Source organism: Pseudochelatococcus sp. G4_1912 (genome assembly GCF_047501465.1).
In the GTDB taxonomy this organism is placed as follows: domain Bacteria; phylum Pseudomonadota; class Alphaproteobacteria; order Rhizobiales; family Beijerinckiaceae; genus Pseudochelatococcus.
On the sequence record NZ_JAZDRL010000001.1, the window covers coordinates 31036 to 43669 of the forward strand.

The 12634-nt window shown below is 54.7% G+C and carries 11 protein-coding genes; 5 read left to right on the forward strand and 6 right to left on the reverse strand.

Annotated elements, in window-relative coordinates; genetic code table 11:
* Positions 1-21: 21 nt before the first annotated feature.
* The 3 genes from ileS to VRZ32_RS00110 all read right to left on the reverse strand — a co-directional run bounded on the left by ileS (position 22) and on the right by VRZ32_RS00110 (position 5243).
* Positions 22-3006: an isoleucine--tRNA ligase gene (ileS, locus tag VRZ32_RS00100; RefSeq protein ID WP_414523419.1), complete on the reverse strand. Its 2985-nt coding sequence runs from the start codon at positions 3004-3006 to the stop codon at positions 22-24.
* A gap of 303 nt (positions 3007-3309) precedes the next feature.
* Positions 3310-4338 carry a bifunctional riboflavin kinase/FAD synthetase gene (locus VRZ32_RS00105; RefSeq protein WP_414523420.1) on the reverse strand — a complete coding sequence of 343 codons (1029 nt, stop codon included), beginning with the start codon at positions 4336-4338 and terminating at the stop codon, positions 3310-3312.
* 29 nt (positions 4339-4367) lie between these two features.
* The gene (locus VRZ32_RS00110) at positions 4368-5243 is read right to left on the reverse strand and encodes a TIGR01459 family HAD-type hydrolase (protein ID WP_414523421.1); all 876 of its coding nucleotides are present in this window, start codon (positions 5241-5243) and stop codon (positions 4368-4370) included.
* A gap of 242 nt (positions 5244-5485) precedes the next feature.
* On the opposite strand from VRZ32_RS00110, the gene VRZ32_RS00115 reads away from it, so the two are divergent.
* Entirely contained in the window at positions 5486-6178 is a 693-nt protein-coding gene (locus tag VRZ32_RS00115) for a DUF2076 domain-containing protein (protein WP_414523422.1), read from the forward strand.
* Positions 6179-6237: 59 nt separating this feature from the next.
* On the opposite strand, the gene VRZ32_RS00120 is transcribed toward VRZ32_RS00115, so the two are convergent.
* Together VRZ32_RS00120 and VRZ32_RS00125 are read right to left on the reverse strand one after the other, a co-directional pair.
* Positions 6238-8031, reverse strand: coding sequence for an ABC transporter ATP-binding protein/permease (locus VRZ32_RS00120; protein WP_414523423.1), 1794 nt, complete (start codon positions 8029-8031; stop codon positions 6238-6240).
* 36 nt (positions 8032-8067) lie between these two features.
* A complete protein-coding gene (locus VRZ32_RS00125) occupies positions 8068-8304 on the reverse strand; it encodes an Lrp/AsnC ligand binding domain-containing protein (RefSeq protein ID WP_414523424.1) in 237 nt (78 codons plus the stop codon).
* Positions 8305-8530: 226 nt separating this feature from the next.
* Here VRZ32_RS00125 and VRZ32_RS00130 point away from each other — a divergent pair, with 226 nt between their 5' ends.
* Entirely contained in the window at positions 8531-8794 is a 264-nt protein-coding gene (locus tag VRZ32_RS00130) for a hypothetical protein (RefSeq protein ID WP_414523425.1), read from the forward strand.
* Positions 8795-8958: 164 nt separating this feature from the next.
* On the opposite strand, the gene VRZ32_RS00135 is transcribed toward VRZ32_RS00130, so the two are convergent.
* Positions 8959-9192 (reverse strand): YodC family protein, encoded by a 234-nt coding sequence (locus VRZ32_RS00135; protein WP_414523426.1) that lies wholly within the window; start codon positions 9190-9192, stop codon positions 8959-8961.
* A 460-nt stretch (positions 9193-9652) separates the two neighbouring features.
* Here VRZ32_RS00135 and petA point away from each other — a divergent pair, with 460 nt between their 5' ends.
* From petA to VRZ32_RS00150, 3 genes are all read left to right on the forward strand, one after another.
* A complete protein-coding gene (gene petA, locus VRZ32_RS00140; RefSeq protein ID WP_414523427.1) occupies positions 9653-10213 on the forward strand; it encodes a ubiquinol-cytochrome c reductase iron-sulfur subunit in 561 nt (186 codons plus the stop codon).
* A 75-nt stretch (positions 10214-10288) separates the two neighbouring features.
* On the forward strand, positions 10289-11542 hold the full coding sequence (locus VRZ32_RS00145; protein ID WP_414523428.1) for a cytochrome b: 1254 nt from the start codon (positions 10289-10291) through the stop codon (positions 11540-11542).
* 146 nt (positions 11543-11688) lie between these two features.
* Positions 11689-12537 carry a cytochrome c1 gene (locus VRZ32_RS00150; RefSeq protein WP_414524986.1) on the forward strand — a complete coding sequence of 283 codons (849 nt, stop codon included), beginning with the start codon at positions 11689-11691 and terminating at the stop codon, positions 12535-12537.
* Positions 12538-12634: the final 97 nt, after the last annotated feature.

The following is a 12634-nucleotide window of genomic DNA, read 5'->3' on the forward strand; positions in this document are numbered from 1 at the left end:
TGGGAATTGGCGTATGTATGTTCATGCGCGCGTGGCTGCATGAGCAGCATCCCATTCACGCAGTGCTGCAGCGTCGCGCAGGGTGACATCTGGATAATCAGCATCCGTGCCCACTTCAGGCAGTATCTTCCACGACCGGGCGCACTTACGTCCTTCAGCGCGCTCAAACACGACTGCAACGCCAGGCACTTCCTGTAGACGGAATGCTTCGGCCGGGCCTTCGCCCTTTTCAACATGAATTGCCGACGTAATGCAGATATCAGCAAAATCAAGGCCTTTCAGCACATGCAACATCGCATCGTCTGCGATAAAGACGCGCGGTGCGGCTTCAAGACTGGAGCCGATATTTTTAGCTGCACGTTCAATTTCAAGTGCACCAGTCACAACGCGGCGAATATCGCGGATCTTCTCCCACTTTGCCTTGAGGGCATCATTGCGCCACGTCACCGGGATCTGCGGGAATTGCTCAAGATGCACCGAGCCGGTCTCAGACGGGAAACGTGAAAGCCATGCTTCTTCAGCTGTAAAGGCAAGGATTGGTGCAAGCCATACGCTAACCGTGCGGAATATCTGATCAATGACCGTCAGCACCGCATGGCGTGTCTTGCTGGACTGTGGATCGCAGTACAGCGTGTCCTTGCGGATATCGAAGTAGAACGCCGAAAGATCAGTATTCATAAATGCCGATAGCAAGGATACGATACGCTTGTAGTCAAAGTTGGCGTTTGCATTACGCACTTCTTCATCAAGCTCGGACAAGCGATGCAGGATTGCCTTTTCAAGCTCTGGCAGTGCATCGAAAGCAACCGTATTGGCAGGGTTGAAATGATGCAGCGAGCCCAGCATCCAGCGCATTGTGTTGCGCAGTTTGCGGTAGGTTTCAGCGAAGGTTTTAACGATTTCAGGGCCAATGCGCAGATCGTCCGAATAATCGGAGGCTGCAATCCACAAACGGAGAATATCTGCACCCGAAGTCTTGATAATGTCCTGCGGGGCGGTGACGTTACCCTTTGATTTCGACATTTTCTCGCCGCGCTCATCGAGCACGAAACCATGGGTCAAAACGACATCATAAGGTGCGCGGTCACGGGTGCCGCAGCTTTCCAGCAGCGAAGAGTGGAACCAGCCGCGATGCTGATCCGAACCTTCCAGATACATCACGCGGTCCTTGCCGCCGTCGATGACACGGTTGGTTTTCAGGTCGTCGCGCACTTCGAGCGTGAAGGCATGGGTTGAGCCTGAATCGAACCATACGTCGAGGATATCGGTTACGGGCGTCCAGGATGATGCATCATCGACCAACCCTTCAAGGAAGCGGCGCGGGTCAGCATTGAACCATGCGTCTGCGCCTTCAGCCTCGAAAGCTGCGGCAATACGGTTTGATAGTTCTTCGTTGTGCTCAAAGCCTACGCCGGGCGCGAGGTCGGTGACATTTCCTGCGCCATCTTCACGCACAAAAACAGCAATTGGCACGCCCCATGCGCGCTGGCGCGATACGACCCAGTCTGGTCGGTTTGCAATCATGCCATTGATACGGTTCTCGCCCGATGCTGGCACCCATTGCGTATCGGTGATGGCCTTCAGTGCGCGTTCTCGCAAGGTGGTGCCATTGGGGCCTTCGATCGGCTTGTCCATGGCGATGAACCATTGCGGCGTATTACGATAGATCACCGGTGCCTTGGAGCGCCAGGAATGAGGATACTGGTGCTTCAACCGGTTACGGGCGATGATCGCATCGGCCTCGCGCAATGCGGTGATCACACGCTCGTTGGCATCGCCTTCCTTGCCTTTGTCATCGAACACGCGTGCACCTGCAAATAGTGGCACATGCGGATAATAAGCGCCATCCGGCCCAACCGTGTGGGGCAGCTCGTCCGTGCCTGCAGCTGCAAAGAGTGCGCGGTTGGCAAGATAGGCGAGATAGTCGTCCGCGCCGTGGCCGGGCGCTGTGTGCACGAAGCCAGTACCGGCATCATCCGTGACATAATCAGTCGCAACAAGTGGCACGCCGAAATCATAGCCTTGGCCACGCAACGGATGTGCTGCCATGCGAATGGTGGACGGATCAATCGCCCGCACCTTGCGGAATGTCGTGACACGGGCAGCCTTGAACAGGTTCTCAGCCAGTGCATCGGCGACCAGCAGTTTTGCACCCATTCGCACCCAGTTATCTTCAGGTGCGTCCATCACCTCATAGAGACCATAGGCAATGGTTTTTGAATAGGCGATGGCGCGATTGGCCGGGATTGTCCAGGGAGTCGTTGTCCAGATCACTATGCGTGCGTCTGCAAGGCCAGCGTCATCGGTGTCCGTGATCGGGAAGGCGACGAAGATGCTTTGCGATGTGTGCTCGTGATACTCAACCTCGGCCTCTGCCAGCGCAGTGCGCTCGACAACCGACCACATCACAGGCTTTGATCCGCGATACAGCTGGCCAGTGGCGGAGAACTTCATGATCTCGCGCGCAATCTGTGCTTCGGCAGGCAGTGCCATGGTCAGATAGGGGTGATCCCAATCGCCCACGACGCCGAGACGCTTGAATTCTTCGCGCTGTACATCAACCCAATGTTCAGCAAAACTGCGGCATTCGCGGCGGAACTCGACGACTGGAACCTCGTCCTTATCCTTGCCTTTGGCGCGGTATTGCTCTTCGATCTTCCATTCGATTGGCAGACCGTGGCAATCCCATCCGGGGACGTAGTTCGCGTCATGGCCAAGCATCGACTGCGAGCGCACAACCATATCCTTCAACACCTTGTTCAGCGCATGGCCGATATGGATGTTGCCGTTGGCATAGGGCGGGCCATCATGCAGCACGAAGCGCTTGCGGCCTTTGCCGGCATCGCGCATCTGGCGGTAAAGGTCGTTCTTCTCCCAACGTGCGAGGAGATCGGGTTCGCGCTGTGGCAAGCCTGCGCGCATCGGAAACTCGGTCTTGGGCAAAAACAGGGTTTCGGTGTAGTCGCGGCCTGAGGCTTCTGCGGCGGTCTTTTTCGTATCGGTCATGGGTCGGCAACGTCTCGATAATACGGCATGTGCCGTCTGGATGATGGATTATTGATTGCTCTAGGAGCTAAGGCGTTAGGACGTTCATCTACCCCCGGATCCGGCGCATGTTGCTGATAAGGAATGCAACATGGTAACCGGAGCCGGGCCTTTAATTCGCCCGCCGGTTATGCCGTTCCGATGCCATCGTATGACTGGCGTGAAAAAGCCATGGTGTTTCATGGTCAAACTTCTAGCAGTCCCCTACGCGGGACGCAAAGCAGAATATCAATTGCAGATATGCATGTGGATCATTCCACCGCATCATCCCAGTAGCGAGATGCCATTCTGTGCCCGTGGCCGTGCTGCAATAGCGCGCGCGTCGGCGCTATCCTGATGCATTTGGGTGATCAGAGCATCGATATTATCGAATTTCATTTCTGGTCTCAGCCAGGCAAGAAACTCGATTGCCGGGCGCTTGCCATAGAGATCACCAGAAAAGTCAAATAGATGCACCTCGAAAAGTGCCGCGCCGTCATCAAACGTCGGTCTGCGCCCGAAACTTGCAACGCCATCACGGATGATGCCATCAATCCGCGCCCGCACGGCATAGATGCCATGGCGCAGGCAGTTTTCAGAATCCAGCCGCATATTAGCTGTTGGATATCCTAATGTACGCCCGCGGGCATCGCCATGAATCACCTCGGATTGAACAATCCAGCGATAGCCGAGCAGATGATTGGCGGTGGCAATATCGCCCACTGACAATGCTTCGCGGATGGCGCTGGATGAAACCGGGGTTTGCCCGTCTGCCACAGGCTCCACAATCTCGACAGGCAGATGATGTTCCCTGGCACGCTCGCGCAGAAATGCAGGCGATCCCTCGCGGCCTTTGCCGAAGTGGAAATCATGCCCTACGACAACCCCCGATGCGCCATAACGGCTTACCAGCAGATCGTCGATAAACTGTGTCGCAGTGAGGCTGGCAAACGGTGCATCAAACGCAAACTCGATCACCCCATCCGCACCGAACGCCTGAATCACGGCGGCTTTGAGTGGTGCGGGTGTTATGCGAACCATAGGCTGTGTGGGCGCAAAGAAGACGCGCGGATGCGGTTCGAATGTCAGCACGACGGCGGGTCTTCCCAACGAACGCGCCAGCTCATGCGCGGTGCGAATAACAGCTTGATGGCCGCGATGTACGCCATCAAAATTACCGATGGCAATAACGGGACGCGCCAGCGCTTTCGGTAACGCAGAATAGCCCGCAATCACGGGGGAGGGCGCGAGCGCCAGATGCGGGCCGGGAAACGGGCCGGAGAGGAGATCAGTGCGCTGTTCAGGTGCGGTCATGGTGTTTCGGTGCAGATTGCGTCAGATGTCTACCAGACAAGCCGTTCTATGGCCATTGTCGGTGCTGCTGGATGAGCGGCGAGCCAGTCGCCCAGTTGCCCGTCATCAATATTGCCTTGAGCATCGAGCGCCTCATTGGCATGTATGCCGCGCGCGACGAAGAGCGAATCAAAACCCGCATCGGCCGCGCCAACGATATCGGTCCGCATGGCATCACCAATCGCAAGCACGCGCTTTGGTGGCGAGCCGCGCAAGCTTGCCGCTATATCGATAGCGCGCTTGTAAATCGGTGCATGTGGTTTGCCAGCATAGATTGCATGGCCACTGATTTTTTCATAGGCATCAGCAATAGCCCCAGCGCAATAAAGCAGCTGATCGCCCCGTTCCACTACAAGATCGGGATTGGCGCATACCATTGGCAGCTGGCGTGCGGCCATTGCTTGCAGGCTTTCAGCATAATCGGCCGGGGTTTCGTTATCATCATCGAAGAGTCCTGTGCAGACTACGTAGGCTGCTTCTTCGAGCGTAGTCAGCGGAGCGTCCAGCCCTTCAAAAACGGGCAGATCGCGTTCTGGTCCAAGGTGGTAGACGGGTTGGCCAGCCCGTGCGGCGATTTCCCCGCGTGTGACATCCCCTGATGTAACGATAGCATCATAGGCATCACGGCGGGCATTCATGCGCTCAAGCAGCACGCGTATCACACCATGAGGGCGCGGTGCGTTGGTGAGCAGCACGACAGTGCCGCCTTGGGCACGAAACCTTGCCAGCGCATCGCCTGCTTCCGGAAAGGCCGCAATGCCATCATGCAGCACGCCCCATACGTCGCATAATAAAACGTCATAACGATCAGCAATGCCGGCAATGCCGGTGATGGTTTGTGTAGCTTTGTCGATGATTGACGTCATGATGACAGGCCATTCCTTAAAGCGTGTTGCTGAGCGGACAAAAAATCGCTCAAAACTCCCCTTGGCGCTACAGGTCATCGGGCATGTCTGTCAAGACCATGGGTTATTGGCAGCCAGCTGTGCGGCACTGCTCACAGATATGTTATCCGCTGCTTCCCATTGGCGATGGCTTGCGTAATACCTATTTATAGGATGGCTTATCGACAGGGCTGTCGTGGTCAGGCTTTGAGGAGGACAGCGACGTGAATCCGCAAGAACGTGACATCATCAATGGAATTTTCGACCGATTAAAGCAGGCCGAAGGCCAGCCGCGTGATGCCGATGTTGAAGCGCTTATCGATGAACGATTAAGAGCGCAGCCGGGTGCGGCATATTTTCTTGCGCAGATTGTGCATGTTCAGGAGCAGGCGCTAGCTAATCTCAATGACCGCGTGAATGCGCTTGAAGCTGAAGTGGCGCAGGCAAAAGCAGCTCCTGCCGCTGGCGGTGGTTTTCTGGCAAGCCTCTTCGGCGCCTCGACGCCGCCCAATCAGCAGTTACCGAAGGCAACTTCTTCCGGTCGTCCGCTGCCGCAGCAGGGTAACAGGGGGCCTTGGAACGCACAGTCTCAATCACAGCAGCCTCAAGCGGCGGGGCCATGGGGTAATCGTGGTGGTGCGAGCGGCGGATTTCTGGCGACGGCTATGACCACAGCTGCAGGTGTTGCAGGTGGCATGATGCTGGGGAGCGCTCTCACCAACGCTTTTGGGCTGAATGGTGGGGCAGATAAATCTGCAAGTGATCAGGCTGCGTCCGCTAACCAAGCCACAGCTGAACCAGCAGCTCAGGATACTGCCGATGCTTCATACGCTGACCCGACTTATCAGGAAGCCACCTACGATGAAGGCCTGGATGGTGGATTCGATGATTTTGGTGGTGGCGATGACTGGATCTGATTTCCAGCAACATCGTTAGATTAACGAGAACGCCCCGACATATATCGGGGCGTTCTCATTTATGCTGGTACCAACGCCATATCGTCAGCAACGCCTGTTGCCGAGAGTGCAACACGACGATCGTGGAAGGCATCAAGTGTAGAACGGTGCCCGATGGAAACGATTGTCGTATCGGGCAATGCGGTCGTAAGCAGGGCATAGATAGCGCGCTCTGTCGGCTCATCCAGCGCAGCTGTTGCTTCGTCCAGCAGAAGCCAGTCCGGCCGGGCAAGCAGAGCGCGGGCGATGGCCAGGCGTTGCTGTTCACCGAGCGAAAGTGTCTGCCCCCAAGGTGCATCATCATCCAGCTTGGCGACCAACTGCGGCAAGCGCACAGCCTCCAGCGCTTGTTCGACATCCTGTCGGTCAAAAGCAGTTGCTGCAGATGGATATGTCACTGCGCCAATCAAAGGTCCCATGGGAATATAGGGCCGCTGCGGCAATAGCATAATGCGCTGATCTTCGGGCAGTGTGATCGTGCCTGCGGCAAATGGCCAGATACCCGCAATTGCCCGAAACATTGTCGATTTGCCTATACCAGAGGGGCCTGTCACCAGAGTGCGTTCACCATTCCTGAATGTCAGCTGTGGAAGGCTCAGCACGGTGCGCCCCGACGGGATACGTAAATCCAGACCGGAAATGGCGATATCGCCCATTTTTCCATGCGCTTGCGGCACAAGTGCATTTGTGGTCGCCGCGCCGGGTTGCGCATCCAGTGCATGTGAGGCGTTGATTGCATCCTCAAAGCTCGCAAGACGATCTACCACGGCCTTATAATCTGCAAACGAGGTATAGGCCGAAATGAAGAACGTAAGCGCGCTTTGCACCCGCGTAAATGCATCGACAGTTTGCATCATCTGGCCCAGGGTGATCTGGCGTGAGAAAAGATAAGGCGCAGTGAACAGGTAGGGCACAACATTACTGGCCTGAAAGAAAGAGGCAGTGAAGAGTGTCAGCTTTTTCTGTCGGCTAAGGATCGTCATGTAGTTATCGACGATCCGTTTAAAGCGCGTTCCCAAACGCCCTTTCTCGGCTTCCTCACCTGAGAGTAATGCAATCTGCTCGCCATATTCTCGCAGGCGTGCGAGAGAAAAGCGAAAGTCAGCTTCGTAACGCTGCTGTTGAAAGCTAAGTGCAATCAGCGGTTTACCGATGAGATGCGTGAGCCAAGTACCTATGACGGCATAGGCCAAGGCCACCCAAAGCAGAAGTCCTGGTACAGGTATGTCTGTGCCAGGCAGTGTGAAATTTGCAGAAAGCGACCACAGAATCGCGGCAAAAGACGCCAGCGTCGCCACTTGGGATAGCAGCCCCAGGCTCAACACGCGCGTGTTGGAGATAAACAGATTGATATCTTCAGAAATACGCTGGTCGGGGTTATCGGCCTCTGAGCTCAATAGCAGCATCTTGTAATGCGCACTGCCAGCAAGCCACTTGTTTATATAACGATGTGTCATCCAGCGTCGCCAGCGGATGTGGAACACATACTGTATAACAATTTCAAGAATGGCCACAGAAACCCAGACTGCTGCAAGCGGGCAGAATATAAACAGCAATTGATTCCAGAAGGCTTCGGCATTCATTTCCTGGAGGGAATTATACATATCCCGTGAAAAGTAGCTGAGGCGCACTATCAGCCCCACCTGAAACAGATTAATCAGAATCAGCGTGATGAAAAAGCTGATACCGATCCATCGCTCCTGCAACCTTACGGGGCCGATAAGCGGTAATTTCAAAGTGCCTATATCGCGTGATGTGGCGTACGGCTTGATTAAACGCCAGATCGTTAGAAGCGCCAGCTTCAATCCATGCATGAGAACGCTTCTCTCTCAAATGATAGTGCGAGGGTATCAGAAAGCTTTGAAGGCGATGATGGTACGCGTGTCGGCTATGCCAGGAATGGTTTGCACCTTATTGCCAACGAAGTGTCCAATATCAACGGTCATGTCGACATGGAATTTGGCGAGGATGTCATAATCACCGGCGATAGAGTAGATCTCCGATGCAATTTCCCGATCCGCCAAAGCGCTGGCTACAGCATATGTCTGTCCCAGCTGGCATTTGATCTCAACAAAGAAGGTCTGCATTGCTTGAGCCTTTCACCAGAGGTCTGCTGTCGTGCCGCCAGATCGCCGGATATGGCAATTGCTGCAAGCCACATTTAGCAGTGTGTATACGGCTTGTTCTGGAAAGAAAAGGGGCCTGAAATTAATTATTGCAAGTTCTGCGCAGCCCTCGTCAAGGCCCAGGTTGATGGATATGTTCCCGGCGTTCTCAATTAATCAATTGCACCTGGTTTGCAGGGGATCCACGATGACCCGCGACGTCTACCGACCTCGTCAGCTGGCACGGCGTCTTGCCGTGCGGCGCGATTCAATTCAGCGGCAAAAAGATGCTGCCGGCATCCAGCATGGATGGCGTGAAACATATATTTTGCCACGTGACCAGGCCCGCACCAAGGCTCGTGAGTGGATGGAACGCTTGCGCCGCTCCGCTTATATTACCGAGGTCGAAAGTTGGCGTGAGCTTGGTGATGGCCTTATTGAGTGCACCGTGCGGCGCATGCCTTCCGATTAATCGCGTTTTACGCGTATTCTGCGGCTGATCATGTCGCCCCAAGCGTCATGCGTGTAAAGCTTCAAAACAAATTTGCTATATCTATGCGACAAATTGGCGCGAGCACTCTTGCGGCAGCCATTATTTTCATGCCTGCTGCCGCAAAAATGGAATATCAACTGAAATCAGCCGATATCATCATCGTCGTCTTCATCATCTTCATCGTCCTCGTCATCGAGGTCGATATCATCTTCGTCATCAAACAGGATGAGCGTCTCTGGGGGTAGCAGCGTGGTGCGGAAATTATCCTCGCTATCAGCATACCAAACGACGCTAATGCCTTCAGGGCTTACGTCTGTAATGGTGAGGGCTGGCCCGCCCGACTTAAGCATAACAACATCGCCGATGGTGAAACTCATGTTTGTCTCCTCCCCCGAGAGTGCGGTTCAGCATGTGTCTATCAGGCACATGTAACAGATTGGCAGCTTATGCAAGAGGTGCCAGATCGAATCGTGGTCTTTCTCCAAATGCTTATAGTCTTTTTACAAGTATACGGAAAGCCATGCGCATTGATGAATGTATGATTGTATGCGCAGGTGTGGATTTCTGTCCAGAATAACTATCCATATAAGGACCGTGTCCGCGATGCCGCGGGGGCGGGAAAAGCCGTTGGGTTTTGCCAAGTGTTGCAGTGTAGCTCTGGACATGGTTCTGGAACCATGCCAAAGAGCCGATAGGTGATGAGTCTCGGCCGTGCAGCTGAGGGTATTGCCTGTCGTCCAGAATGCAAGCAGCCTGTCAGGCGCTTTTCTGCGACAATAGCGGATGTTTTGTGCTTGGGGTTTGGACTCAAGCGCCACAAACGATTGGGGTGCCAACGTGGCAGAGACTGCTGGCGTCACGCCGACACGGCGAGACTTTCTCTTCATTGCAACCGGTGCAGTGGGCGCTGTTGGTGCTGCTGCGCTTGCTTGGCCATTTATCAACCAGATGAATCCCGATGCCTCTACGCTGGCATTGAGCTCGGTTGAGGTTGACGTCGGGCAGGTTGCCGAGGGCCAGAGCATTACGGTGAAGTGGCGCGGCAAGCCGATATTCATTCGCCATCGCACGCCTCAGGAAATTGAAGAAGCCAAGGCAGTAGCCTTGAGTGCGCTGGTGGATCCGGTTGCTCGCAACAACAATCTTCCTCTCGATGCACCTGCAACCGATGAAAACCGGGCTGCTGTGGGTAAGGAAGCCTGGCTTGTGATGATCGGTATCTGCACGCATCTGGGCTGTGTACCGCTTGGTAATTCAGGTGATTACGATGGCTGGTTCTGCCCGTGCCATGGTTCGCACTACGACTCGGCGGGCCGTATCCGTCGTGGTCCAGCGCCGGAAAACATGCACATTCCCGCCTATTCGTTTATTTCCGACACGACCATCCGTATCGGCTAATGCAGGTTGATTGCGGGGCAGCATAAGCCCTGTGACACCATGTTGCCGAATAAAAGCCCTAGCCGAGAAGAGCCAATGCACGGACATTCGACCTACGTTCCCCAGAGCGGCCTGACGAAGTGGCTGGAAAGCCGGCTGCCGATTATCAGCCTCGTCCATTCATCGTTCGTTGCGTTTCCAACGCCACGTAACCTGAACTACCTCTGGACGTTCGGCGCTATCCTTTCCTTCATGCTCGTGGCGCAGATCCTCACCGGTGTGGTGCTGGTGATGCACTACACGCCGCATGTCACGATGGCGTTTTCATCGGTTGAACACATCATGCGTGATGTGAACTTCGGCTGGTTGTTGCGATATTTGCATGCCAATGGCGCGTCGATGTTCTTTATCGCGGTATATGTTCATATTTTCCGTGGCATGTACTACGGCTCCTATAAGGCGCCGCGCGAAGTTCTCTGGATTCTGGGCGTTGTCATCTTCCTGTTGATGATGGCGACTGCATTCATGGGGTACGTGCTGCCTTGGGGCCAGATGAGCTTCTGGGGTGCAACCGTTATCACCAACCTATTCTCGGCACTGCCATTTGTCGGCGAGCCTATTGTGACATGGTTGTGGGGTGGTTTCTCGGTGGATAATCCCACGCTGAATCGCTTTTTCTCGCTGCACTATCTGCTGCCATTCATGATTGCGGGTGTAGTTATCCTGCATATCTGGGCGCTGCATGTCGTGGGTCAGAACAACCCGACAGGTGTTGAGATCAAGGATATTCGCAAGGATTCGGTTCCTTTCACGCCGCATGCGACGATCAAGGATCTGTTCGGTGTGATCGTCTTTTTCGTGCTGTTCTCGTGGTTCGTATTCTATACGCCGAACTTCCTTGGTCATGCCGATAACTACATCGAAGCTAATCCACTTGTGACGCCTTCGCATATCGTTCCTGAATGGTACTTCCTGCCGTTCTACGCCATTCTTCGCGCTATCCCTTCCAAGCTTGGTGGTGTGATTGCGATGTTCGGTTCAATTGCGGTACTGGCGTTCCTGCCATGGCTTGATACATCGAAGGTGCGCTCGGCTGTTTATCGTCCGCTTTACAAGCAGTTGTTCTGGGTGTTTGCGATCGTTGCGGTTGGTCTTGGCTATCTGGGCGCAATGCCGGCAGAGGGTGGATACGTTATCGCGAGCCGCATTCTGACTGCTTATTACTTCGCACACTTCCTCATCATCCTGCCACTTCTTGGCCTTCTGGAAAAGCCAAAGCCGGTGCCGAATTCGATTTCGGAAGCTGTGCTGAGCAAGCATGCACCAGCAGCCGCAAGCAGCAACGGTTAAGGCGAGGACAGACAATGTTAACGGTCGTAAGCAACGACAGCCGCCTGGTTGCTCAGGGGAAACAGGATATGAGCCAGAACATCCATGCTGGCGCGGGTGCCATGAAGGCATCGCGCATTGGGCGGAGCCTCAAGGGTTTTGTGGCAATGCTTAGTGTTGCTGCCGGGCTTGCCCTCAGTGGCGCAGTGCCGGCATTGGCGGCGGGTGATGCAGTGCATCCGCCGGAGATGTCGTGGTCATTTTCGGGGCCATTTGGGACCTATGATCGGGCGCAGCTTCAGCGTGGCTTTAAGGTCTATCGCGAGGTTTGCTCAAGCTGCCACGCACTCAGCCGTGTTGCATTCCGCAACCTTGCTGAGCCAGGCGGTCCTGAATTTAGTGCAGATCAGGTGAAGGCGCTTGCAGCGGAATATCAGGTGCAGGATGGTCCAAACGATGCGGGCGATATGTTCGATCGTCCCGGTCTTGCCTCGGACCGCTTCCCATCGCCATTTCCGAATGAACAGGCTGCGCGCGCATCGAACGGTGGTGCATATCCGCCAGACTTTTCGTTGTTGGCCAAGGCACGTACCTATACGCGTGGCTTCCCGACATTCCTGTTCGATATCTTCACGCTCTATCAGGAGCAGGGGCCTGACCTGATCCATGCGATCCTTGTTGGCTATGAGGATGCACCGGAAGGTGTGACAGTTCAGCCTGGCCAACATTACAATAAATACTTCCCCGGCCACCTTATCGCTATGCCCAAGCCGCTTGCGGATGGTCAGGTGGAGTTTCCCAAGGGGGAAGATGGTCGTGCGGTTGTCCCTGAGACAGTGGACCAGTACGCTCGGGACGTAACAGCATTCATGATGTGGGCTGCTGAGCCGCATCTTGAGGCACGTAAGGCCCTCGGCTTTAAAGTTATCATCTTCCTTATTGTGTTTGCAGCGCTGCTGTATTTTACAAAGAAGAAGATCTGGGCAAGCTCCCATTCCGGCGAGCGCCACAGCTAAGTAGCGGGTTTTTGAACCTGCATTTATTTTAAAACCCCCGAAAGGGGGTTTTTTATTGGGCCGTTGCAGCTAACGATTTATCGTGGAATGTTAAGCG